The organism is Alcaligenes sp. 1735tsa3 (assembly GCF_024134565.1).
In the GTDB taxonomy this organism is placed as follows: domain Bacteria; phylum Pseudomonadota; class Gammaproteobacteria; order Burkholderiales; family Burkholderiaceae_B; genus Alcaligenes; species Alcaligenes phenolicus.
In genome coordinates, this window is the sequence record NZ_CP099862.1 from 2,646,743 (window position 1) to 2,671,588 (window position 24,846).

Annotated in this window: 20 protein-coding genes; 6 read left to right on the forward strand and 14 right to left on the reverse strand. The window is 56.1% G+C overall.

The features are described from left to right. The first annotated feature begins 140 nt into the window (after nucleotides 1-140). Nucleotides 141-650 (forward strand): 4-vinyl reductase, encoded by a 510-nt coding sequence (locus NIZ92_RS12345; protein ID WP_254002044.1) that lies wholly within the window; start codon nucleotides 141-143, stop codon nucleotides 648-650. Next, nucleotides 643-1,323, forward strand: coding sequence for a GntR family transcriptional regulator (locus NIZ92_RS12350; RefSeq protein WP_254002045.1), 681 nt, complete (start codon nucleotides 643-645; stop codon nucleotides 1,321-1,323). Before NIZ92_RS12345 ends, NIZ92_RS12350 begins: the two co-directional genes overlap by 8 nt. Before the next feature lie 32 nt (nucleotides 1,324-1,355). Here NIZ92_RS12350 and bla read toward each other — a convergent pair whose 3' ends face one another. After that, nucleotides 1,356-2,231 carry a class A beta-lactamase gene (bla, locus tag NIZ92_RS12355; RefSeq protein ID WP_083053358.1) on the reverse strand — a complete coding sequence of 292 codons (876 nt, stop codon included), beginning with the start codon at nucleotides 2,229-2,231 and terminating at the stop codon, nucleotides 1,356-1,358. Between the two features lie 96 nt (nucleotides 2,232-2,327). After that, nucleotides 2,328-5,915, reverse strand: coding sequence for a YhdP family protein (locus tag NIZ92_RS12360; RefSeq protein ID WP_254002046.1), 3,588 nt, complete (start codon nucleotides 5,913-5,915; stop codon nucleotides 2,328-2,330). A 118-nt stretch (nucleotides 5,916-6,033) separates the two neighbouring features. Here NIZ92_RS12360 and glnE point away from each other — a divergent pair, with 118 nt between their 5' ends. Together glnE and NIZ92_RS12370 are read left to right on the forward strand one after the other, a co-directional pair. Beyond that, complete coding sequence (gene glnE, locus NIZ92_RS12365; protein ID WP_254002047.1) at nucleotides 6,034-8,790, forward strand: bifunctional [glutamate--ammonia ligase]-adenylyl-L-tyrosine phosphorylase/[glutamate--ammonia-ligase] adenylyltransferase; 2,757 nt, start codon at nucleotides 6,034-6,036, stop codon at nucleotides 8,788-8,790. Between the two features lie 102 nt (nucleotides 8,791-8,892). After that, on the forward strand, nucleotides 8,893-9,591 hold the full coding sequence (locus NIZ92_RS12370) for an epoxyqueuosine reductase QueH (RefSeq protein ID WP_060185267.1): 699 nt from the start codon (nucleotides 8,893-8,895) through the stop codon (nucleotides 9,589-9,591). A 321-nt stretch (nucleotides 9,592-9,912) separates the two neighbouring features. Here NIZ92_RS12370 and clpB read toward each other — a convergent pair whose 3' ends face one another. Next, nucleotides 9,913-12,504 carry an ATP-dependent chaperone ClpB gene (clpB, locus tag NIZ92_RS12375; RefSeq protein ID WP_009455937.1) on the reverse strand — a complete coding sequence of 864 codons (2,592 nt, stop codon included), beginning with the start codon at nucleotides 12,502-12,504 and terminating at the stop codon, nucleotides 9,913-9,915. 324 nt (nucleotides 12,505-12,828) lie between these two features. On the opposite strand from clpB, the gene NIZ92_RS12380 reads away from it, so the two are divergent. Beyond that, on the forward strand, nucleotides 12,829-13,557 hold the full coding sequence (locus tag NIZ92_RS12380; protein WP_009455938.1) for a helix-turn-helix domain-containing protein: 729 nt from the start codon (nucleotides 12,829-12,831) through the stop codon (nucleotides 13,555-13,557). Nucleotides 13,558-13,719: 162 nt separating this feature from the next. Here NIZ92_RS12380 and NIZ92_RS12385 read toward each other — a convergent pair whose 3' ends face one another. The 10 genes from NIZ92_RS12385 to aceA form a co-directional block, all read right to left on the reverse strand. Then, nucleotides 13,720-13,974 carry a hypothetical protein gene (locus NIZ92_RS12385; RefSeq protein ID WP_022983138.1) on the reverse strand — a complete coding sequence of 85 codons (255 nt, stop codon included), beginning with the start codon at nucleotides 13,972-13,974 and terminating at the stop codon, nucleotides 13,720-13,722. A gap of 66 nt (nucleotides 13,975-14,040) precedes the next feature. Then, entirely contained in the window at nucleotides 14,041-14,244 is a 204-nt protein-coding gene (locus tag NIZ92_RS12390; protein ID WP_009455940.1) for a FixH family protein, read from the reverse strand. An 18-nt stretch (nucleotides 14,245-14,262) separates the two neighbouring features. Next, complete coding sequence (gene ccoG / locus NIZ92_RS12395; protein WP_026482942.1) at nucleotides 14,263-15,762, reverse strand: cytochrome c oxidase accessory protein CcoG; 1,500 nt, start codon at nucleotides 15,760-15,762, stop codon at nucleotides 14,263-14,265. Between the two features lie 37 nt (nucleotides 15,763-15,799). Beyond that, entirely contained in the window at nucleotides 15,800-16,717 is a 918-nt protein-coding gene (ccoP, locus tag NIZ92_RS12400; RefSeq protein ID WP_035272722.1) for a cytochrome-c oxidase, cbb3-type subunit III, read from the reverse strand. Further along, nucleotides 16,714-16,887: a CcoQ/FixQ family Cbb3-type cytochrome c oxidase assembly chaperone gene (locus tag NIZ92_RS12405; protein WP_035272721.1), complete on the reverse strand. Its 174-nt coding sequence runs from the start codon at nucleotides 16,885-16,887 to the stop codon at nucleotides 16,714-16,716. The genes ccoP and NIZ92_RS12405 overlap by 4 nt, the downstream gene beginning before the upstream one ends. Next, the gene (ccoO, locus tag NIZ92_RS12410) at nucleotides 16,888-17,547 is read right to left on the reverse strand and encodes a cytochrome-c oxidase, cbb3-type subunit II (protein ID WP_035272720.1); all 660 of its coding nucleotides are present in this window, start codon (nucleotides 17,545-17,547) and stop codon (nucleotides 16,888-16,890) included. It lies immediately after the preceding gene. A gap of 10 nt (nucleotides 17,548-17,557) precedes the next feature. Further along, complete coding sequence (gene ccoN, locus NIZ92_RS12415) at nucleotides 17,558-19,045, reverse strand: cytochrome-c oxidase, cbb3-type subunit I (protein ID WP_021446465.1); 1,488 nt, start codon at nucleotides 19,043-19,045, stop codon at nucleotides 17,558-17,560. Between the two features lie 186 nt (nucleotides 19,046-19,231). Next, entirely contained in the window at nucleotides 19,232-19,417 is a 186-nt protein-coding gene (gene ccoS / locus NIZ92_RS12420; RefSeq protein ID WP_009455947.1) for a cbb3-type cytochrome oxidase assembly protein CcoS, read from the reverse strand. Between the two features lies 1 nt (nucleotide 19,418). Continuing rightward, nucleotides 19,419-20,387, reverse strand: a complete 969-nt coding sequence (locus NIZ92_RS12425; protein WP_254003221.1) for a hypothetical protein — start codon at nucleotides 20,385-20,387, stop codon at nucleotides 19,419-19,421. Nucleotides 20,388-20,971: 584 nt separating this feature from the next. Further along, nucleotides 20,972-22,279 carry an isocitrate lyase gene (aceA, locus tag NIZ92_RS12430; RefSeq protein ID WP_254002048.1) on the reverse strand — a complete coding sequence of 436 codons (1,308 nt, stop codon included), beginning with the start codon at nucleotides 22,277-22,279 and terminating at the stop codon, nucleotides 20,972-20,974. A 308-nt stretch (nucleotides 22,280-22,587) separates the two neighbouring features. On the opposite strand from aceA, the gene queF reads away from it, so the two are divergent. Next, the gene (queF, locus tag NIZ92_RS12435; RefSeq protein ID WP_251196196.1) at nucleotides 22,588-23,415 is read left to right on the forward strand and encodes an NADPH-dependent 7-cyano-7-deazaguanine reductase QueF; all 828 of its coding nucleotides are present in this window, start codon (nucleotides 22,588-22,590) and stop codon (nucleotides 23,413-23,415) included. Between the two features lie 179 nt (nucleotides 23,416-23,594). Here queF and NIZ92_RS12440 read toward each other — a convergent pair whose 3' ends face one another. Next, nucleotides 23,595-24,845 (reverse strand): MFS transporter, encoded by a 1,251-nt coding sequence (locus NIZ92_RS12440; protein ID WP_254002049.1) that lies wholly within the window; start codon nucleotides 24,843-24,845, stop codon nucleotides 23,595-23,597. Nucleotide 24,846 lies beyond the last annotated feature (1 nt).

Genomic DNA, 24,846 nt, shown 5'->3' on the forward strand with positions numbered 1-24,846 from the left:
CTTCATTCCAGCGTTAGTCCGCCTTTCGAAAAAGTATATAGTTTATTCTTAAATTAAATAGATAATGGTTTTCCCTATAATTTATTTGTTTTAATATCAACCTATTATCTAAAAACAAAACAATATACTTTTACTTTAAAATGACAGAATTCAGAGACAGATTAAGCTGGGATACCGCACAGGGGCAGATTTTGGACGCCGATAGACGCTACCTGATGATGCGTGCCGACGTGTTGATGGGGCTGTTTCGCCGGCTGGATGAACCTGCCCGAACGCAGGCGCTGGATGCCCTGGGACAGGCCGTGATGGAGCAAGGCGGCTTGTCAGCCAAGGCGTACTGGGAGGCCATCGAACACAAGCCACAGGCTTTGCTGGACAGCATTGCCGACATCTCGGCACAACTGGGCTGGGGGAACTGGGACATTCAAACAGAGGCCACGGGAGCCTTGCAGGTCCGCGTGAAAAACAGTCCCTTTGCATGGGGGTTTGGCCCCCATGATCGGCCCCTGTGCCGCCCTATCGTTGGTATGCTTACAGCCGTCGGCCAACTGATCTACGATCAGCACGTCCAGGTGCAGGAAACACACTGCTGCGCACAGGGATTTCATGCCGACTGCCTGTTCACCGTCTTGCCCAAAACCAATGAATAAAAACCAGCCTGCCGCCCCCAAACTGAACATACGCCAGCAGGTCTACAAACACCTGCGCAGCCGCATGCGCAGTGGCGACATCAGCTATGACGACCGTCTGGTCGACCATGAAATTGCTGCTGAACTGCAAGTCTCACGCATGCCTGTGCGCGAAGCCTTGCTGCAACTGACCAACGAAGGATTGCTGGAGGGCACCTCGCGCGGCTTCATGCTGCGGCGCTTTACTCCGGCCGATATTGCGCAGATTTTTGAAATACGCATGTTGCTGGAACCGGAAGCAGCCGCCGCCGCCTGCTTGCAGGCCAATCTGGAAGGGTTGGCCTTGATGAACAAGGCTGCCAATGCCTCAGAAAAAGCCCATGCCGCCGCCGACCCCATGCAGTACATGATTGCCAACGATGCGTTTCGGGAAAGCTGGATTTCGCTATGCCCCAACCCGCACTTGAGCACCATGATTTTTCGTCTGAGTGACCACGTGGAAGCGGTGCGTCTGGCTACCTTGCGCGACACGCGCTATCGGGAGCTTTCCATGCAGGCCACCCGAGGCATCCTGCAATCTTTTCTGGACAAGGACCCAGACCAGGCACGCGAGCATGTACGCACGAATCTGCGCCATGCGTCCATGAGCTATTACGCGACACTGGATGAAATGCTGGAGCGTCAGACCGGCTAGGGCTCCTGCCGCTGCCGGTGTCTGCCCGGTGATCAGGGCTGTGCTTTCTGATCCACAGCCGTTGCAATGGCCTTGCCAATCGTGGCGATGGCCGCATTGCGCTCTTCCATGGAAGCCTTGGTTTCCGTGATGTAGACGGCAGCCACCAGCGGCGCACGTCCAGGGGGCCACATCACCGCCACGACACCGCGTGTGCCGTAAGCCGCTGCCCCGGTTCGGTCTGCCACCGTCCAGCTTTCCGGTACGCCAGCCCGCAGCAAAGGCCCACCCACTTCGTTATGGCGCAGCCAGTCAATCAAGCGATCACGATCTGGGGCTTTAAGCGCATCGCCCAAAACCAGATTCTGCAAGGTATGCACCATGGCTTGCGGGGTTGTTGTATCCCGTGGATCACCAGGCGTAGCTTCATTCAAGCTGGGCTCGTTGCGATCCAGACGCGTCACCGTGTCACCCACGCTGCGTAGAAAGGACGTGATCGCTTCGGGCCCGCCCAGCATCTCCAGAACCCCATTGGCCGCAGTATTGTCGCTGTTGCGCATCGTGATCGCACACAATTGCGACGCTGGCACATGCTGTCCTATCAGATTTTCTGTCGTCGGGGCGTAAGATTGAATGGCCTCTTCCTTGACCAGCCAGGCGGTCTTCATGGCACCCGGCCCTCGGGCCAACAACGCCGCGCAGATCAAGGCCTTGCTGGTACTGGCCATAGGGAAGCGTTCATCGGCACGGTATTGCCACAACTGCCCATCTGTCGTATCCAGTACAGCCAGTCCGACACGGGCCTGCAAGGATTGTTCGACCGCTTGTGCGGCCTGAGCCACAGGATGCGTTTGCGCTCCAAGCGCATGGAACGGCAGGCTCGCCACGAGCAAGGTCGCTGCCAGTTGTTTCAGTCTCTGTGCGCTCATCGGCCCATCCTTTGCATAAGGGTTAAAACACGGAAAAGCCTGGCTGCGAACCTGACAAAAACCCACTCAAAACCGCTTTGAGTGAAGCGCTTGCCATCAAGGCTCGATCCGAGGCTGTTTCTCTTGTTTCGCGCTACCAACCGCAGGGACCTCCAACTCTTTGAGCTGGGGATCATCCATCTTGCCTGTTACCGCATACGTGACAGACAGGTGACTGCTCATCGGAATCTGCATCAGCCACTGTGTCAGCAAGGCCCCAACTCCCACCATCGGGTTGACAGTAAAGTACGCTGCAATCGCCGCACCGCTCATATCCAGATTCGGGTCTACCACCGCAATCAAATCCAGCGTCTCATCCCGGATATCAATCCAGCCTTTCAGGCTGATCGCCCCTGCCGGCCCCTTGATCTGATAATTATCCAGCTCCAGCTTGCCCTGCGACAGATTCATGCGCCCGGTCAGGCTATCGAACGCAAAGCCTTGTTTCACCGCCCCAAACAAATCCAGATCCAGACGGCTCAAGCGCGAGATGGACTGCAAGCTAAGCAGCTCCAGCAATTTGGCCGAGCGCGACTTCAGGCTGATAAAGCGCCCTTTGCGCAAATCCACATTGAATTGGCCACGGATGTTGCGCTTGTCAAAAGACCAGGGGAAGTCGCTCCAGAACAAGGCCGCCTGTACCGTGCCGTCACCATCCTTGATGGACTCGGTCAGCAAGCCACTGACATCCACAAACTGTCCCAAATTGCTTACCTGGCTGTTTGCCACCAACTCCAGGCCACGCTGCGGCCCACTCAATGCCAAAGAGCCGTAACCATTCAGCTGCATACCCTGGGCATTCAGAGAAATGTTTTCCAACGTCCACTTTTGTCCCTTTCCAGCGGGCTTGCCCTTGGCTTCCAGCTTGCCAAAGCGAACACCCTGAATCTGCAAATCATCCACCTTGAACGAGATCGCGGGCAAACGCAGGTCGTCATTCATGGGCAAGTCGGCGTCGGGCCAAGCCCAATCAGGCCTGCCACTGTCAATGTACAGATGGGAGAAGTTGGCATTGAACATGCCGGTGTAGCGGCCACCTTGATGCTGCGCCTGCAAACGCCCTTCGGCCTGCTTGGCCTTCATGCTTAGAAACAGTCTGCCAGCGGCATCTTCCGTGCTTTCCATTTCCAGCTGATCCAGCAGTTGCCCTCTGAAAAACGCCTGATCCGCTTTCAGACGCACCCGCTCCAGCAAAGGCAGCAAGGGGCGGGCCGAAGGAGGTAAGGGACTGCCATCCAGATTCTGGCCAAACTCCCCCACCACCCTTTCCCAGGCATCCAGGTCCATACGGTCATAGCGACTATGTAATTCAAAACCGCGTTGGGGCCAATTCACCAATCCCGGTGTTCCCATGCTGCCACTTTGAAAGTAGCTGCCATCACGGGAACCTTGAGCATGCAGCAGGTTCAGCAAAAAGCTCTGTCTGTCCTCCAGGCTGATTTGCAAACGGTCCATCTTGGCGGCGGAATCGCTACTCCAATCCGCCTTCAGTTTGGCCGCACGCTCGGCAGGCTTGTGGAAAGGTTCAGGCAAATTCAGTGCCAAACCTGTCAGGTTCGACTCGGCCCCAAAAGAAAAAGCGCCCTTGGCGTCCAGCTTCATCAACACGCTATAAGGTGTCTGACCCTGCAAACGCTGCAAGCCCTTCAATTCCAGGTATTGCTCCAGGCCTTTGGCTGTCAGCACACCACTCAGGCGTAAACCGGGTTTGCCGGGCTCCAGCACACCACTGATCTGGGTATCACCGCCCAGCATCTTGCCCGTCAAGGTTTGGGCACTGACGCCTTTTTCACTAAAGGCCAGCTCGCCTTTCAACGCTGTAAACGAAGGGGCTTCAGGCATGTACTGAAACTCGCCATTGTTCATCTGGATTTGGCCCTGTACCTGGGCATCATCAGCATTATCCAAAGGAATCTGCAACTTGACCGGTACGATCCAATCCCCTTTGACACGGCTGTCGGCCAGCAAGCCATCCAGCAAGGCATTCAAGGGGGATTGATGCACCAGGGCCAGATAACTGGTCGCCGGTGCCTGGGACAGACCTTCCAGCTTCAGAAAGCTGTTTTGCTCCAAGGAGGTAATGTGGGTCTGAATATCGCGCAGCACGATATCCTGCTGCTTGGCAATCGGCATGCGCGCCTGCTGAGCCACAATATCCAGATTGTCGTTATGCATGCGTATGCTGCCCTGCACGTCTTCCAGACGCGGCCAGGCCAACCGCTTGGGACGGGCGGGCTGATAATCCACAATTCCCTGATCCAAAGCCCCCGCCACTTCAAAGCTGCCATCCTCCGGACTCAAGCCATACGGGAAGGTATCCAGGCCGCCTTGCAGACGGATTGTCCCGTCTCGTACCGCCCCCTGCACCAATCCAGCTTGCATCCATTCACGCGCCAGAGGATTGACCGTCAATGGCAGGTAATTCACCAAAGCCGCCAGATTCAGGTGTTTGAACTGCCCCTGCCAGTCAGCCACACCGGCCTCGAACGTGGCATCCTCGCGCCAGCTACCTGTCAACTGTGCATCCAGATCAGGATTACGCAAAGCCAGATTCATTTTGCTGACGCTCAGTCTGGCCTGCTCATCCCGGTGGACGGTGCCTTGAGCATTGAGCTGATCCACAGCCAAATACTGAGCAAACAAATCCGGCACACGCAGACCAAAACTGTTCATCGACAAGGCCCACTGCACATCGCCACTTTGCTTGCCTTGGGCCAGCGCCTGCATATCATTCAGCCCCCCCGCCAGTTCCAGATTGGCTTGCTGCAGTTGCAGGCGATCATCGCTATCGGTGAGCACCGCCACATCACGCAACTGGGCGGCCATCTGCATCTGTACGGTCTGGGCCGCTTTAGGCTGAGTGGCTTGAGCGCGCACATCGACCCAGCCCTTGTCCAGGGCCACAGGCACATCCAGCCACGGGCGCAGCGCAGGAGCATCCACCCCTTTAGCCTGAACCGTCAGTTCCCAGGGCAGGTCCATCACATCCACATTCTCGGGCAGACGACGCTTGCCCTGCACACGCAAGGCCAAAGCCAGGGACTCGCCCAAATTGGCGGGCAAGGCGGTAGCCAGACTGACCTCGTGCCAGCCCTGCCTGTAGCCGATCTGCAATTCAATCGAAGGCAGACTCAAGACAGGCGCGCCACGCAGATCATCCTGCCATTGCAAGGACGTACCTTGAATGCGAATGCCGCGCTGCTCCAGCAACCAGCGAACCGGTCCTTGCCAGGCTTCGGGTTCGGACGGGGCACTCTCATCATTCAGATCCAGCACCTGACCCATCACCAGAATCTGACCCTGGGGGTCGCGCCGCACCGGGATCGTCAAACCTTGCACATCCAGCTGGCGCAATTGCAGCGAGCCGCTGAACAAGGACTTCCAGCTGATATCGGCTTGCAGTTTGGGCAGCTGCAACATGGGCTCCTGCCCAGGTTCTGCCAGCGACAGGTTTGTCACGGAAAGATGGGGATTCCAGCCCTGCCAGTCGCCTTTTAATTCTTGGATCTGGACTTGCAGGCCGGTTTGCTCACTGATTTTCCGCACCAGATAGGGACGCAGATTATCCAGTTGCGGCACGAGCAAGTAACGTAGCCCGACAAGGCCTAGCATCAGCGCAAAATAGAGCACTAGCGCCAGTCGCACAAGCCCTCGAACTACCATGCAATCAATTCCCGAGTATAGTTAGATGCGGTCATTTCCGGCCTAGTCAGACAAGTCATTTCACTTGTCGTTCCCCCTTATCCGAAAAGCCTCTTATCGTATGAGCCAGTCCATTATATTGAAGCCCGTGATGCAATGGTCCGGCCCCTTGCGTCGAAAAGTAAACGCTCAGCCGCAATTTGGAGCGTGGCTGGAAGAGCAAGCCCAACACCCTGTCACCCCCGCATTGATTACGCAATGGTATAGGACTTTGCTGCCCGAGCCCGATAATGATCGTCTGGCACAAGTGCGCCAGGCCTTGCGCCAACTGCGCGAACGGGTCTTTCTGGTGCTGATGATCCGCGATATCAATGGCTTGGCGCCACTGGAAGAAGTCATGCAGGCCATGAGCAGCCTGGCTGATCTGGCCGTGGCGCAAGCCTATGAGACCGTGGCCCGGCAACTGGCTGACGTACACGGTATTCCTAGAAACTCGGAAACCGGCCTGCCCCAAGAGATGATTATTTTGGGTATGGGCAAGCTGGGCGGGGGGGAATTAAACGTTTCCTCGGACATTGACCTGATCATGCTCTACGACGAGGACGGCGAAACCGAGGGTCGCCGCCCCCTGAGCTATCACGAGTTTTACGGCAAAGTGACCCAGCGCATGATGCCCGTGCTGTCTGATACTGACGCCTTCGGCCAGGTGTTTCGCACCGACTTGCGCCTGCGCCCGGACGGTGATTCGGGGCCACTGGCCTGGAGCATGCAGGCCCTGGAAAACTATCTGGTCAATCAAGGCCGGGAATGGGAACGCTATGCCTGGATCAAGGCGCGCCCCATCAAGGCCCAGGCCTTTGAAGGCAGCCGCAGCGCGGGTGATGTGCATCACTTCGAAGCGCTGCGTACTCCTTTTGTGTACCGCAAATATTTTGACTTTGATGCCCTGTCCGCCCTGCGCGGCCTGCGCGAGCGCATCCGTCAGGACTGGACACGCCGCGCCCTGAACCGCAATGGCGTGGAGACCTGGCACAACATCAAGCTGGGGGATGGCGGGATTCGAGAAATTGAGTTTGTGGTTCAGCTCAATCAACTGATACGCGGTGGACGGCAACCTTCCCTGCAAACCACCAGCCTGCACAAGGCTCTGCGCGGTCAATGCGCGGCCGGTCTGCTGGACCAGGAGGTCTGCGACAAGCTGCTGGCCGCCTATACTTTCTTGCGACGTGTCGAACACCGCTTGCAGTACCGCGAAGACGAACAAACCCATTTGCTGCCCCAGGACGAGGAACTGCGCACTGAGCTGGCCGCCACCTTGGGCCTGAGCCTGCCCGACTTCGATGAACAGTTAGGCCAGCACAGAAAGTTTGTGTCGCATACCTTCCGCAATGCCTTCCGTCTAGCGGGTATGGGGGAAGAAGCCAGTACCGAGCCTCCTGTAGCGGCAGCCCCCACCCTCGAAGTCAACAGCGCCGAGCAAGATCAGGCTTTGCAGGAACGCATCGAACAATTACGTCAGGCCCTTTTGAACAGCCATCGCCTGCGCAGCCTGCCCAATGCCAGCCTGGATCGCGTACAACGCTTGATCCCCTTGGCTGAGGACTACGCCTACCGCTCCGAAAACCCGGAAATGACAGCGACACGGCTCTTCAACCTGATCGAGCTGATCGCCCAACGCAGTGCTTATCTGGCTTTGCTGGCTGAATACCCCGATACGTTGGCCCGCGTCGCCCGTATTGTCTCGGCCAGCCCTTGGGCCGCCCAGTATCTGGCTCAATACCCGCTCCTGCTGGACAGCCTGATCGAATGGCATTCGCTAATGGAAATTCCGGACTTTGCAGCCCTGTCCGAGCAAATGTGCCGCGACCTGGACGCCTGCCGTCTGCCCGATGGCCAGGCCGATGTCGAACAGCAAATGAACATGATGCGCGACTGGCAACACCAGATCACCTTCCAGTTGCTGGCTCAGGATCTGGAGGGCGTGCTGACGGTAGAGGCACTGGCCGACCAGCTCTCGGCCCTGGCCGATATGATGCTGGCCGAGACGCTGGAGCGTACCTGGCCTCTGACGCGCCCCCGCAGCCTGGGCCCTGAACACGACACCCCGCCCCGCTTTGCCGTCATCGCCTACGGCAAGCTGGGCGGCAAGGAAATTGGCTACGCCTCGGACCTGGATCTGGTGTTTCTCTATGACGACCCCAGCCAGGATAATGTGGAGCGCTACATCAAGCTGGCCCGCCGCATGACCAGTTGGTTGTCCGCCATGACCTCCTCCGGCCGTCTCTACGATATTGACCTGCGATTGCGCCCGGATGGCGATGCCGGTTTGCTGGCCGTCAGTGTGGATGCCTTCGAGCAGTATCAAACCCGTAGCGCCTGGTCCTGGGAGCATCAAGCCATTACCCGTGCCCGTTTTGTGACCGGGGATGCCCAGATCAAGGAACGCTTCGATGAAATCCGCCGCTCCATCTTGTTGATGGAACGCGACCGTCGCAAACTGCGCGCAGACATTCTGGACATGCGTGACAAGATCAGTGCCGGGCACCCCAACCGCAGCGAGCTGTTTGATTTGAAGCACGACCGTGGCGGCATGGTGGATGTGGAGTTCATCACCCAGTATCTGGTGCTGTGCCATAGCCGCGAGCATCCCAAACTGCTGGAAAACCTGGGCAATATCGCCTTGCTGGGCATTGCCGCGCAAGCGGGCCTGATTGCGGTTGACCATGCTCAGGAGGTGGCCGATGCCTACCGCGCCCTGCGCCGTCGTCAGCACGCTTTACGTCTGGAAGGGGCGGAAAAAGCCCGTGTGCCGCAGACCGAACTGACTCAGGAACGACAGGCCGTGACGCGACTATGGGACGAGGTCCTGGGGTACTAAGGCAACAGATTGATTTCACTAAACTTTGCCAAGAATCTACAATAGTCGCATTGATTTATTGTGCGACCGACTCGGGACGCCCTTTTTCTCGGATTCAGATTCATGTCCACTCAGCTCAATCGTCCAGTTTTAACCATGCCGGAAAAGCGCGAGAAATTGCTGCTGCACTCCTGCTGCGCCCCCTGTTCGGGCGAGGTGATGGAGGCCTTGCACGCCTCGGGGATTGAATACACCGTTTTCTTCTACAACCCCAATATCCATCCGGTGCGCGAATATGAACTGCGCAAGCAGGAAAACATCCGCTTTGCCGAACAGCACGGTATCGAATTTATTGATGCCGACTACGACGTGGATAACTGGTTTGAACGCGTACGCGGTCTGGAACACGCCCCCGAGCGCGGCGAGCGTTGTACGGTCTGCTTTGACATGCGCTTTGAGCGCACAGCCCTCTACGCCCATGAAAATGGCTACGACATCATCTCCAGCGTGCTGGGTATCTCGCGCTGGAAAGACATGAACCAGATCAACGACTGCGGCGAGCGCGCCGCAGCCCGTTATCCGGAGATGAAATACTGGACCTACAACTGGCGCAAAGGTGGCGGCTCGCAACGCATGCTGGAGATCAGCAAGCGCGAGAACTTTTATCAGCAGGAATATTGTGGCTGCGTGTACTCGCTGCGCGACACCAACCGCCACCGCCGCTCGCAAGGCCGCCCTCGTGTCGAGATCGGTGTGAAGTTCTACGGCAAGGATGAACTGGAACTGACTCCGCCCCCAGCACCGGCGCACGAGAACGCCTAAGCGAGGCCTGAACGGTCGTCCTTACGGTCTCAGTACACGTGACTAAGACGGTCTCTGCTTGACAGCTATGCCTTATACGAACACTGCATGGCTGAGCCACACCAAGATTCTGGATAGCTTCGTCTTTGCTAAAACCCAAGTGGGTGTCACAGTTCAGAGGTAAAGCAGCCCAAGCTTGAAACAATCCGTCGAGCCAAAGAAAAAGCGCCTTGGTTGCCCAAGGCGCTTTTTTTACTGCCGTTTCAACTAAGGCTTACTGCATGCGCTGGTCCGCTCTACTGCTCAACGCTCACCAGCACAGCAGTAATCAGAGCCTGCTCATTACTGGATACTGCGGGTGAACGTAAACTCGCCGTCCTTCCAGTCCACAGGCACCACATCCTTAGGACCAAAGCGGCCTTCCAAAATCAAGCGTGCCACCGGGTTCTCAATGTGCTGCTGAATGGCACGTTTCAACGGACGTGCGCCAAACACAGGGTCAAACCCGGCCTTGGCCAACTGAGCCAAAGCAGCCTCGCTGACTTCCAGATGCATGTCACGTTGAGCCAGACGCTGATCCAGACGTTCAAGCTGGATACGAGCAATGGACTCGATGTGTTCTGCTTCCAGACCGTGGAATACCACCACTTCGTCGATACGATTCAGGAACTCGGGGCGGAAATGCTGCTTCACTTCTTCCCACACCACTTCCTTGATCACATCGTAAGGCTCGCCCGACAAACGCTGAATATGCTGCGAACCCAGGTTGGAGGTCATGATGATCACCGTATTGCGGAAATCCACCGTACGGCCCTGACCATCGGTCAAACGACCATCGTCCAGCACCTGCAAGAGCACGTTAAAGACGTCGGGGTGTGCTTTCTCGACCTCATCCAGCAAAATCACCGAATAAGGTTTGCGGCGCACGGCCTCGGTCAGGTAACCGCCCTCTTCATAGCCCACGTAGCCGGGAGGCGCCCCGATCAAACGAGCCACCGAGTGTTTCTCCATGAATTCGCTCATGTCGATACGAATCATGTGATCCTCGGAATCAAAGAGGAAGTTGGCCAATGCCTTGGTCAGTTCGGTCTTACCCACACCGGTTGGCCCCAGGAACAAGAAGGAACCATAAGGGCGGGACGGATCAGACAGACCGGCGCGCGAGCGACGGATGGCATCCGACACCAAACGTACGGCTTCACCTTGGCCGACCACACGCTTGTGCAAGTAGTCTTCCATCTGCAAGAGCTTTTCACGCTCGCCCTGCATCATCTTGGACACAGGAATACCGGTTGCACGCGAAACCACTTCTGCGATTTCCTCGGCACCAACCTGCGTACGCAACAAGCGAGGCTTGTCCTGATCTGCCTTGTCCATATTGGCTTCAGCCGCTTTCAGGCGCTCTTCCAGTTCGGGCAGCTTGCCGTATTGAAGCTCGGCCAACTTGTCGAACTGGCCCTTGCGTTGCAGCTCGGCCATTTCGGCACGAACCTTCTCGATTTCCTCTTTAACAACTTGCGAACCCTGGACCGCCGCTTTTTCGGCTTTCCAGATCTCTTCGTAGTCGTTGTACTCACGCTGCAGCTTCTCCATCTCGTCATTGATGGCCTGCAAACGGCGCTGAGAGGCTTCGTCCGTGTCCTTGATGACCGCTTCACGCTCGATCTTCAGCTGAATGATGCGGCGATCCAGCTTGTCCATGACCTCGGGCTTGGAGTCGATCTCCATACGGATACGGGCCGCGGCCTCGTCGATCAGGTCAATGGCCTTATCGGGCAGGAAACGGTCCGTAATGTAGCGCTGCGACAGCTCGGCCGCAGCCACAATGGCCGGGTCAGTAATCGCCACACCGTGGTGCAGCTCGTAGCGCTCCTGCAAACCGCGCAGAATCGCAATGGTGGACTCCATGTCCGGTTCGTTAACCAGCACTTTCTGGAAACGACGCTCCAGAGCCGCGTCTTTCTCGATGTACTGGCGGTACTCGTTCAGCGTAGTCGCACCGATACAGTGCAGCTCGCCGCGCGACAAGGCGGGTTTGAGCATATTGCCGGCATCCATGGCACCTTCGGCCTTACCGGCGCCCACCATGGTGTGCAACTCGTCAATAAAGACAATGGTTTTGCCATCGTCCTTGGACAGCTCTTTCAAGACGGCTTTCAGACGCTCTTCAAATTCGCCACGGTACTTGGCACCCGCCAGCAAGGCAGCCAGGTCCAGCACCAGAACACGCTTGCCCTTCAGGGTTTCGGGCACTTCGTTGTTCACGATACGCTGCGCCAAGCCTTCCACAATCGCGGTCTTACCCACACCAGGCTCACCAATCAACACGGGGTTGTTCTTGGTGCGACGCTGCAGAATCTGGATAGTGCGACGAATTTCGTCGTCACGGCCAATCACCGGGTCCAGCTTGCCCAGACGAGCACGCTCGGTCAGGTCAGTGGTGTACTTGTCCAGCGCCTCACGGTTGCTATCACCTTCGGCATCATTCACATTGGCACCACCGCGTACGGCCTCGATGGCCGCTTCCAAGGCACGGCGCTGCAAGCCGGCATCGCGCAAGGCACGACCGGTTTCGCCTTTGTCGTCAGCCAGGGCCAGCAGGAACAACTCGCTGGCGATATAGGTATCACCGCGCTGGGCGGCTTCCTTGTCGGTTTTCGCCAAAGCGGCTTGCAGAGCCGAGCTGAGCTGCTGCTGACCTTCCGCCCCTTGTACCTTGGGCAGATTGGAGATCAGGCGGTTAAGCTCATTTTCCAGACGGGGAATGGCGACGCCCGCACGAGCCAGCAAGCTGCCAGTGCCGGAATCGGCATCGGCCAGCAAGGCGACCAGTACGTGGGCGGGTTCCAGATAGGGGTTGTCTTCGCGAACAGCCAGGCTCTGCGCATCGGCTAGAGCCTGTTGAAACTTCGTTGTCAATTTATCGATTCGCATAGAATTTTCACTTGAGAAAATATGCGATAAGCTAAAGCAAACAGTTACTAAATACTGCTCGCCCAGATCTCGCAACAAATAACAGGATGAATTGAAGATAAGGACAAAAACCAAGTATTCAAGTGTTTGGATCGCTTTTAAACAACAACCTGGCAAGAGCAGTCTGACCGCGCTGTACCCGGCATGGGCAGCCGCTTCCCGCATGGCGCGGCCCTTAAGAACTAAACATATTAAGGATTAGCGGGAATACCAACCAATAAAAAGCTACAATTACACTTGATTTGACTCAAAGATTTAGCGTTTCGCCATCTGACATTATTCCTTATGCAAAAACGTATCTCGGTTACCGCTGACTCCATACGCTGCTCCAGCTGTATGCTCAATGAGGTATGTCTACCTCTTGGGATGCCTAAGCATGAAATGGAGCGGTTGGACGAATTAGTCAAGGAGCGCATCCGCATCCCCAAGGGCGGCGTGCTGTTTCGACTGGCCGACTCAGTCGAGGGAATCTATGGTCTGCGCTCTGGTTCTATCAAGATGCAGCTGGAAGATTCCACCGGCCACATCCAGATTACGGGCTTTTTATTACCAGGAGAAATCCTTGGCATGGATAGCCTGGTTGAAAACCGCCATGTCTCCCATGCCATCGCCCTGGAAGACAGCGAAGTCTGTGTGATCCGCCTTGATGATCTGGACCGCCTGTCGGCCCAACTGCCTATCTTGCAACAACAATTCCGTCGCTTGATGAGCAAGGAAATCAACCGCGCCCATCAACTGATGATGACCTTGGCCGGACTGCGTTCCGAGCAGCGCCTGGCCGCCTTCTTGCTGAACCTGTCCCAGCGCCTGTCGCTGCTTGGCTACTCCCCTTACGAATTCATTCTGCGCATGAGCCGCGAAGAAATCGGCAACTTCCTGGGCCTGACACTGGAAACGGTCAGCCGCCTGTTCTCGCGTTTTGCGCGCGAAGGTCTGCTGAAAATCTCCCAGCGTGAAGTCCACTTGCTGGATCTGGCCGCCCTGCGCACGCTGGCAGGCACGGAGTGCGATTAAAGCCACTGGCTGGCTACTTGCTTTAACCTGGTATTGCCTAGGGCTTACGCAAGGCTCTGAACGTCTCTAGGGCCTGCTGCATCACTCCCCAGCACCAAGCGCGCACAAAAAAAAGCACATGCAGTTTGCATGTGCTTTTTTGTCTTTTGGCGCTTGTCGAAATCAGTCCAGACTATCTGCCGGTTCAGCCAGTACCGCTGGCGAACCAGAGGACATATACAGGCTAAGCGTACAAGCCACCGCAGCGGCCACCCAGAACAGAAAAAACGCCACCGTATAAAAGGTCAGTCGATCTACTTGCATATGTCCAAGCACAACGATGTCCAACGGGTCTACCAAAGCAAACACGATTGCACTCAGTACCCCAGCGACCAGGAATGAAGGCCACAGTATCCACATCAACGATCGGATGGTCATTCGTACCCCCTTCTTGAACGGAAACATACTTCTCTCAACCCTAGCGTAACGGTGTATCAACTACTTTTAGCGCTGCTCGCGGGCAGGCTCGCCTTTGGTGACGACCAGACCTTGCTTGACGCCGCCGTCCGTCACTCCCTGATTACTGAAGTTCTGGAACGCCAGCACAATGGTAATGACGCAGCCCACGATAGCCAGAGCCGGGCCGGCCATCAACAACCAGGGCCACGGTTCACGCCACCAGGGTCCACTGTCCTTTGATTCGTCCATTTTTTGCTCTTTATAAAGTTACTGAGGAATATAAAAACTACTGCGTTCATTCACGTAGGTTTTGCGGCCCCCTTCATGCTCGCCGACTGCCTGAATGGAAATATCATACAGGCCTGGCTTGGCACTACTAATTGGGACTTGCACCACGACAGGCAATAATCTATTGCCAGCAGGGGCCACATGAATGTGATCCTGGCCGTTCTCGGTCAAGTGAATGCGTGCGCCTTCCAGACCTGTTACGGACAACTGCAACTCCATCGCCTCTTCCGAGGTATTGATGACTTGCAGACGGAACACGTTTTCGATCATGCCGCCAGGCACTTCACGGCCCAGAGCACCACGGTCACGAATCACGTCCACACGCATCGGGGTACGGGTTGCCAAGGTGTAGACGAAGGCACCGCAAATGACGGCCAGAATCAGGATATAAGACAGCACGCGCGGGCGCAGCATGCGACGCCGCACCTGCGATTGCGTCATGCGCTCTTTAATGGCGCGCTCCGAGGTATAGCGGATCAGGCCCTTCTCATAGCCCATCTTGTCCATGACCTGGTCACAGACGTCCACACAGGCGCCACAGCCAATACACATGTATTGCAGGCCATCACGAATATCAATACCGGTCGGACAGACCTGAACACAGAGGCTGCAGTCCACACAGTCACCCATACCGGCTTCTTTGTGGTCAATCTTGCGAGATCGACCACCGCGGGTTTCACCACGCACAAAATCGTAGGTCACCACAAAGGTATCGCTGTCCACCATGGCACTTTGGAAGCGTGCGTAGGGGCACATGTACTTACAGACGGCTTCACGCATGAAACCTGCGTTACCCCAGGTGGCAAAGGCGTAGAACAAGAGCCAGAACCACTGCCAAGGGCCCAGAGACAGGGCGATCAGCTCGCCACCCAGTTCACGGATAGGAGCGAAGTAGCCGATAAAGGTAAAGCCGGTCCACAAAGCAATCACGATCCACAGGAAGTGCTTGGTTGCTTTGAGACGTAGTTTGCGGGCGTTCCAGGCTTGCTCATCCAAGCGGATACGCGCCAGACGGTCCCCTTCCACCTTGCGCTCGACCCACATGAAGATCTCGGTGTAGACCGTCTGCGGACAGGCATAGCCACAGAACAAACGTCCGGCCATGGCGGTGAAAAGGAATAAGGAGAAGGCAGATATCAGGAGCAGCACCGTCAGGTAAATAACGTCCTGGGGCCACAAAATCATGCCAAAGATGTAGAACTTGCGTTCCAGCAGGTCAAACAGCACGGCCTGACGGCCATGCCATTCCAACCAGGGCAGACCATAGAAAATGATCTGCGTGAAATACACCATCCAGATCCGCCAGCGGGCGAATACGCCCTTGACGGATCGTGGATAGATTTTGCTGCGTACATCGACCAGCGCCTTCTCGACTTGCGGAGAGGTTCCACCCGCTCCCTTGGTGTTACGTGGAGGTTGCCACTTGGGCACAGTTCCCTGCGCGTTATCAGCGCTGGGTTGGGAAGAATCACTACTCATTGCAAGTCCTGAAGGCGTCAGATCAATTTAAAACACATTAGTTAGCCTGGGCAGGCTCGGCATTGTTCGACAAGCCCCAGACCCAACCCGCCAGCAAACGAATCTGCTCAGGAGTCAAAGTGGCTTTCTGAGCCGGCATCTGGTTGGTACGACCCTGCAAGACGGTCTGAACGATGGTGGCTTCGGAGCTGCCATACAACCAGTAATCGTCCGTCAGATCAGGAGCGCCCAACAAGGTGTTGCCCTTGGCATCCGCACCGTGACAGGCAAAACATGCGCTGTCATAGACACGCTTACCAGCCACCAGACGCAGAGGATCTGCAGCCAGGCCGGACAAGGAGCGCACATACTGGGCCACGTCGGAGGCTTGAGCGGGGGTGAATTGCGCTTGTGGCGGCATCATCCCGGTACGACCTTCGGTAATGGTGTGCAGAATCTGCTCGGGCTCGCCACCCCACAACCAGGCTTTATTGGCCAGGTTAGGGAAGCTGGGAGCACCTTGTGCATCGGAACCGTGACATTGGGCGCAGTTATTCAGGAACAGGCGCTGACCAATTTCGCGGGCCTCCTGATCGCGAGCGATCTCTTCGATAGGCATTTCGCGGTAACGGGCGTACACAGGCTCCAGGCGAGCATTGATCTCGGCCTGTTGCTGCTTGACCTGCTGGCCGGAGCTAAAGCCCAGCGTGCCCTTGAAACTGCCCAGGCCGGGGTACAGCACCAGGTAACCCAAGGCAAACACACACAAACCGATGTACATCACGGTCCACCAGCGAGGCACCGGCGTGTTCAGCTCGGTCAGGTCACCATCCCAGACGTGACCGGTTTCTTCCACATCGACCGTCTTGCCCAGAAATGCACGCTGAGTAAATAACAGCCACAAACAAAATATGATGCCTAACAAGGCGATGCCGGAAATCCAGAGGCTCCAGCCATTGTTAAAAAAGTCACTCATTCGGAACCCCCAGGGTTTTTATCGTTGATTCCCTCGTCGGGCAAGGCGAAAGGCAGAAGCGCTGCTTCTTCGTTGGCCTGGCGGCGTCCCCGAGAGAACGCCCACCAGCAAATGCCAAGGAAGGTAGCCATCGCCAAAGCAGTCACAACAGCGTTGATGATGGCTAGCATTTAGTGGCTCCCCTGCTCCACAGCCTTGGCGGCTGCGTCGCGACTGGCTACGCCCAGGCCCTGCAAGTAAGCAACCACTGCATCTTCTTCGGTCTTGCCTACCAGCTCCTGAGGAGCAGCATCAATTTGTTCCTGCGTGTACGGCACGCCCAGGGTACGCAGCACCTTCATGCGATCCTGCACGTTTTCACCTTCCACCGAGTTCTTCTGCAGCCATGGGTAGGCGGGCATATTGGACTCTTTGACCACGTTACGTGGGTTACGCAAGTGAATGCGGTGCCATTCGTCGCTGTAACGCTGACCTACGCGGGCCAGGTCAGGACCGGTACGCTTGGAGCCCCACAGGAAGGGGTGGTCGTACACGGACTCACCGGCCAGCGAGTAAGGACCGTAGCGCTGCACTTCGGACTGCAGCATACGGATCTGCTGGGAGTGACAGCCCACACATCCTTCACGGATGTAGATGTCACGACCAATCAGTCGCAAAGGTTCGTATGGCTGGATGCCTTCGGTAGGCTGCGTGGTCGAGTGTTGGAAGAACAAAGGTACGATCTGTACCAGGCCAGCGAAGGAAATCACCAAGATACTCAGGATGATCAGCAGCCCGGTATTTTTCTCGATCGTGGCGTGCGAAAAGCGCTTATTAGTGTCATTAGCCATGATTTACTCCTTAGGCCAGCACAGGGGTTGGACCCACCAGGGCTGGATCGCGGGCGTCTGGGTTCTTGAGGGGCACAACAGGGTTGATGCCTTTCTCGCCTGCACGGATGGTCAGGAACACGTTCCAGGACATCAGCAAGATACCGGCCACAAAGAAGGCGCCGCCCAAAGCACGGATTGCGTAGAAGGGGTAAGTAGCTTTCACGACTTCCACAAAGCTGTACGTCAAGGTGCCATCAACACCGGTAGCACGCCACATCAGACCTTGCATCACACCGGCAATCCACATCGCAGCGATATACAGCACCACGCCCAGGGTAGCCAGCCAGAAGTGCAGGTCGATCAGACGAGGACGAGCCATTTCAGTACGGCCGTACAGACGTGGGATCAGGTAGTACAGGGAACCGAAGGTAATCATGGCAACCCAGCCCAGCGCACCGGAGTGCACGTGACCGATGGTCCAGTCGGTGTAATGCGACAGCGCGTTCACCGTACGGATAGCCATCATGGAGCCTTCAAAGGTGGACATACCGTAGAAGGACAGAGCCACAACCATGAACTTCAGGATCGCGTCAGTACGCAGCTTGTGCCAGGCACCCGACAAGGTCATGATGCCGTTGATCATGCCGCCCCAGGAGGGAGCCAGCAGAATCAGGGAGAAAGTCATGCCCAAGGACTGAGTCCAGTCTGGCAAGGAGGTGTACAGCAAGTGGTGAGGACCTGCCCACATGTACGTAAAGCCCAGAGCCCAGAAGTGAACGATGGACAAACGGTAGGAGTAGATGGGGCGGTTGGCCTGTTTGGGGATGAAGTAGTACATCATGCCCAGGAAGGACGTGGTCAGGAAAAAGCCCACGGCGTTATGGCCGTACCACCACTGCACCATGGCGTCCTGCACACCGGCGTAGGCCGAGTAGGACTTCATGAAGCTGACTGGCAGTTCCAGGTTATTGAAAATGTGCAGTACAGCGATGGTAACGATGTAGGAGCCAAAGAACCAGTTGGCCACATAAATGTGACGCACACGGCGCTTGACGATCGTGCCAAAGAACACAATGGCGTAAGCCACCCAGACCAGCGTGATCAGGATGTCAATCGGCCATTCCAGTTCGGCGTACTCTTTGGAGCTGGTGTAACCCATAGGCAGGGTAATGACCGCGGCCACCAGCACGGCTTGCCAGCCCCAGAAGGTAAAGGCTGCCAGCTTGTCGCAGAACAAACGGGCCTGACAGGTACGCTGCACGACATAGTAGGATGTCGCGAACAAGCCGGTGCCACCAAAGGCAAAAATCACAGCGTTCGTATGCAGTGGACGCAGACGTCCAAAACTAAGCCACGGTGTGTCGAAATTGAGTTCTGGCCAAATCAACTGCAAGGCAATAAAAAGGCCTATTGCCATGCCGATGACGCCCCAAAATACGGTCATGATGGCGAACTGCCTCACAATCCCGTAATTGAAGACTTCGGCGTTATTTCCGACTGCATCGGAAGTGCCCATTTGCTTCCCCTAAACAAACATTGTTAATACAAGCGACAACAAGCTACATCATCCAGCAAGTCGGTAATCTGCTACTTGATGCTTATCAAAAAACTTCGGAAAGCACGCGCTCGCGCGTGTTTCCGCCCCGCAGACTGTGTGTCGCCGACCATTTGCAGGGCTAAAAAACAAAAAAATTGGAAGGTATCAGGAATCGGGTGGACGCTCTGCTCCCGACAAACCCGCTGTGGAGTCGTCGTCCAGCAAGATGGAATCAGCCGCATTGCCCGTATCTTCAAACTGGCCAGCAAAAATGGCCCACCAGAAAGAGACACCGATAACAATGACCAGAAAAATGGAGATGGGGATCAGGACCAGCAAAGAGCCAAACATATCAGCCCTGCCTTGCTGCTGGACCGGTCCACTGAGCCGGCACCTCGCGGGTGCGGCTGCGATAGATGCGCCAGGAGTTGGCCGCCACGGCCAAAGAGGACACCAGCATGCTGACGGCGGCCAGCCAGGGAGCCACAATGCCCAAGGCCGCCAAAGGAGTCATCAGCAAATGCCAGACAATCGAACCGTACAGGTTTTGACGGGCGATGCGGCCAGTTTGCTGGGTCAGTTGTACAACTTCAAAGTCATTCCTGGCAGGTCGGGCCAGCAAGCCGGCATGCGCCGAAGCCACGGCGGAGGGAACCGACATGGACATGGCACAGGGACAGCTCATGACCAGCATGGCAACCACCACGGGAACGACATGCGAAGGGTCCATCCAGTACCAGACCAGACCAAAGGCGGCGGCCAATACCAGCTGAATGCTGACGAACCAGAATGCCAGAGTATTGGCATGACCTGTCACGGACTGGCGAAAGCGTTCGATCAGGCCATGGGATGCGGACTGCGTCACCGACTGGCGCGCGCAAAGCTCCAGATAACGGGCAGTCAGCAAAAAGGCCACGAACATCGTGACCGAGTCGTAGTACACCTCGCCCTGCTGGATCCAGGTGTTGTACACACTAGGCAGGAAGGCACCCACAATACCCAAGGCCACCGGCACATCCATGCCTACACGACCTTCGGACAAGCTTTTGACAGCCCCTTTCAGGATGGGCCAGGCACAGTACAGCACGACAGGCATGGTCAAGCACAGGCCCGCCCAATTCATGAGCACAATGACTTGCGAGAGAGATTCAATGTCTTCAGCGCGAGTGCTGAAAGAGCGCATATAGCCGGGGAAAGCAAACATCATCACCTGCATGGCAGCCAGCCAGGACAGGCCCAAACGGGCTAATGTGTGTCGCCGACGTGACCGCTGCTCATCGGTGAGGGGCTTTGGAAGAGAAAAAATCGAATATGCGCGCATGGAAGGACTATAAGCCACTGATATTTCTTCATTCTTGATTTAAATCAATACGACTTTGCTTCGATCCTATATCGTTGTCCTTATGCATCTTGTTCAGGCCGTTACCCCCCCAACGCGGCGCTAACTGTTCAATGCTTTCAAGGCTGCTTATTGGCAGCCTTTTTTTTATTCCATCCGCAACACAGGACAAGGATTTCGCACTGCTTGTGCGTCCCTTGCGCGGCCAAAGTCTACCACGCCTTTTCCCTATGAGAATGCCTTGATTATCAAGACTTTTCATGACGAAATAATGTAGCGCTGTGAATGCAAATCAATCCACGCAAACGTGCACCTTGAATTGAAGAACAGGCAGGTCTGACCACCCGCTTTGCAAGCCTTTTCGGGCTTGTTTCCGCTCCCTCTTTCCATACCTTCAAAGTCTGTTCAAAACAGCTGCCACCAAATATCAAGCCTTCAAATTTGATATTTGAAATATGTAGTTTTTAAGCAAAAAAGTGTGCCAATAAAAAAGCAGCCCACCGACTGGAGCGTACGGTGGGCTGCCTGCAACCAGAGAAGGGGCTATCTACCCTTCCCTGTCCTGCTTATGCCTCGGAGGGCGCGAACTGCTCGGCTTCGGTGGAGCCAGCCAGTGCGGTCGTCGAGGACTTACCGGCTTCAACTGTCTGAGTGACAGCATCAAAGTAGCCTGTACCCACTTCGCGCTGGTGTTTCACAGCGGTAAAGCCCAGGGGTGCAGCGGCGAACTCTTTTTCCTGCAGTTGAACGAAGGCGCTCATCTGGTTGCGGGCGTAGCCGTGGGCCAGCTCGAACATGCCGTAGTTCAGTGCGTGGAAACCAGCCAAGGTGATGAACTGGAACTTGTAGCCCATGGCACCCAGCTCGCGCTGGAACTTGGCAATCGTGGCGTCGTCCAGGTTCTTCTTCCAGTTGAACGATGGCGAGCAGTTGTAGGACAGCAGCTTGCCAGGGAACTGACGGTGGATGGCTTCCGCGAAGCGGCGGGCGTACTCCAGATCCGGTGTGGAGGTTTCGCACCAGACCAGATCGGCATAAGGAGCGTAGGCCAGACCACGGGCAATGGCTTGATCCAGACCGGCACGGGTGCGGTAGAAACCTTCCACCGTACGCTCATCCAGAATGAAGGGGCGATCGTACTCGTCCACATCGCTGGTGATCAGGTCCGCTGCATCCGCATCCGTGCGGGCAACCAGAATGGTGGGGACGTCCAGAACGTCAGCAGCCAGACGAGCAGCCACCAGTTTGGAGATGGCCTCACGAGTTGGCACCAGCACTTTGCCACCCAAGTGACCACACTTCTTGGCCGAAGCCAGTTGGTCCTCGAAGTGAACGCCAGCAGCGCCAGCCACAATCATGGCCTTCATCAGTTCAAATGCGTTCAGCACACCACCGAAACCGGCTTCTGCGTCGGCCACGATAGGAGCGAAGTAATCCACGTAGCCTTCGTCACCCGGGCTCACCCCTTCCATCCACTGGATCTGATCACAGCGGGCCAGGGAGTTGTTGATGCGACGCACCACGGATGGCACCGAATTGACGGGGTACAGCGACTGGTCAGGGTACATTTCGCCAGCGCTGTTAGCGTCGCCAGCCACTTGCCAACCCGACAGGTAAATCGCTTTCAAACCGGCCTTGACCTGTTGCATGGCCTGGTTACCCGTCAGGGCGCCCAGTGCGTTCACAAAGGGTTCCTGATTGATGGACTGCCACAGACGCTCAGCACCACGGCGAGCCAGAGTGTGCTCCTCAACCAAAGAACCACGCAAACGAATCACTTCCTCAGCGGTGTAACCACGCTTGATACCTTGCCAGCGTGGGTCTTCTGCCCAGCGTTTTTGCAAATTGCGGATCTCAGTTTCTCGAGCATTCATGGTGAACTCCTAAGATGGATTTAACAGTGAACAAGATGACTACAGTCTACCCAAATGCTGCACCGCATCCATGTTTTCTATCTTATATAAGAGTAAATATTTTTCTTTTAAAAATCATATAGATATATAATTAATTTCGAGATATGAAATGACTTACCTGTTTGTGAAATAAAAAACTGTGCGGCGCGCAAGCCGTTTTTTGCATACTGAGACAAGGATTTCACAATGTGGGATAATCGCCTTTATACCGCCCGGTGAGCGCCTGCTCGCTGCACCGGTTTCCCGTTTTATTTCTGCAGCACCCGTCAATGAGCAACAACTCCCCTCTTAAAGACTCGCCTCTTGGGCACGATGTGGTTTATCCCACACAGTACGACCCCAGTGTCCTGTTTGGTATTGAGCGCTCCCTGAACCGCCAGGCGCTTCAGCTTCCCGAGCAATGGCATGGCGCCGATATCTGGAACGGTTACGAGATCTCCTGGCTCAATCCCAAAGGCAAGCCTGTCGTCGCACTGGCGCGCTTTGTTATTCCCTGGAATAGCCCACGCATCATCGAGTCCAAATCCTTCAAGCTTTATCTGAACTCGTTCAATGATGAAGTGGTGGAAGATATGGCCAGCCTTGTTCAGCGCATGGAGCAAGACTTGAGCGTGGTTGCCGGTGCCGCTGTCAATGTGACGCTGATTCCGCTCAAGGCCTTGAACGGCCAGCCTATCCGTCAGCTCGAAGGCCATTGCATTGATGAGCTGGACATCAGCATTCAGGACTACACGCCACAAAGCGGCTTGCTGCAATGCTTGCCAGACGCCCCCATCGTGACCGAGTCTCTGGTCTCTGATTTGCTCAAGTCCAATTGCCCCGTTACCGGCCAGCCCGACTGGGGCAGTGTGCAAGTACGCTATACCGGCCCGCAGATTGATCCGGCTTCCTTGTTGCGCTATATCGTCTCACTGCGTCGGCATACCGAGTTCCACGAACATTGTGTAGAACGCCTCTACAGCGATATCCAGCAAAGCTGCAAGCCCGAGCGTCTGCTGGTGTATGCGCGCTACACCCGCCGTGGTGGCCTGGATATCAACCCCTGGCGCAGCAGCCATGCTGATAGTGTGGAAGAACCACGTCTGGCGCGTCAGTAGTCTCTATATAGCTATATAGAAAAGCGTGAACCGGAAAAGCCAATATGCTTTTCTGAGTTCACGGCTACAAGCTTCCCCCCTGCTTTAAGGCAGGGCAAGAAAAAACCCCAAAAACCTATCAGGTTTTTGGGGTTTTCTTTTATGGCCTTCCGAAGCGGCCTTGCATAGCAACGGGCAGATCAGGATTTGGTCGCGCGACTTACTGTAGAGGCCACATACACAGCCAAACCGGCCGCGGTCCAATACCCGATGGCGGCACCATACCAGGGAGCCTGGGTCAAACCCACGTCCAGCAGCAAACCAAAGCCCACTGGTGCCAGGGAAGAACCTACGTCCATGCCCGAGTACACCAGGCCATACACTGCGCCGGTAGACCCTTTGGGGGTAACACGGCGTATCAGCATGTCCCGCGATGGCGAAGCAATGCCCGAGCAGAAACCAGCCGCCCCCACCACAAACAAGGCCAGCGAAGGCATGACCCAACCTGCCCCCAGTACTAGCAACAAAGCGCCCGATACGCACAGGGACACAAACACAATCAATTCAGAACGTGGTGTCGTGGAAGCAATAAAACCACCCACAAACATGCCCGCTGCCGAAGCCAGCATGAAGCCGGACAAGGCCGTACCCGCCGTTACCTTATCAATGCCATAGGTGTTATGCAGCATAGGGATGGTGTAATTCTGCACCACGGCCATCGCTGCTGTAGCAAAGGCAAAGAACAGGAAGGCACCCCACAGGGAAGGACGCGACAGCAAGGTAGATAGCGTCGTCCAAACCGATTCCTTGCTCTGTGGACGTGCAGGCGCTGTTCCCGAGGCTGTACGTCCCGCCAAGGCATCCCGGTTCATCAGAACCAGCACCAGAATGGCCGCAATCAGGGCTGCCGCCGACAGTACAGCAACGCGCCAGTTGAAATAGATGGTCAGCGTGGTAATAAAGACCGGCGTCAAGGCCCAGCCCAGATTCCCCGTCAAACCATGTGCGCTAAAAGCGTGGCCCAAACGAGCCGGGCTGACACGATGATTCAGGATGGAGTAATCCACCGGGTGGAACACGGCATTGCCCACGCCACCGATCAAGGCAGCTGCCAACAGCATTCCATAGCCATTGGCCGTCCCGATCAGCAAGGCCGCCACCACAAAACAGGACAGACCCACTTTCAGGACCGGCAAGGCTCCGATACGGTCAACCAGAAAACCGGAAGAGGCCTGCCCAAAACAGGACACCAGATAAAAGGTGGTCACCAGACCACCCAAGGTCAGGAAGTCGTAACCGAACTCTTGGCCAAAGGAAATATACAGTGTGGGCAGAATCAGCTGAAAGAAGTGCGAACTGGCGTGTGCGATACCGATAACGCCAATAACCCGCCAGTCCTGTGAACCGTCAGGCCCCGCCCCATCCAGCGTCGTTGTTGATGAATTAGCCATT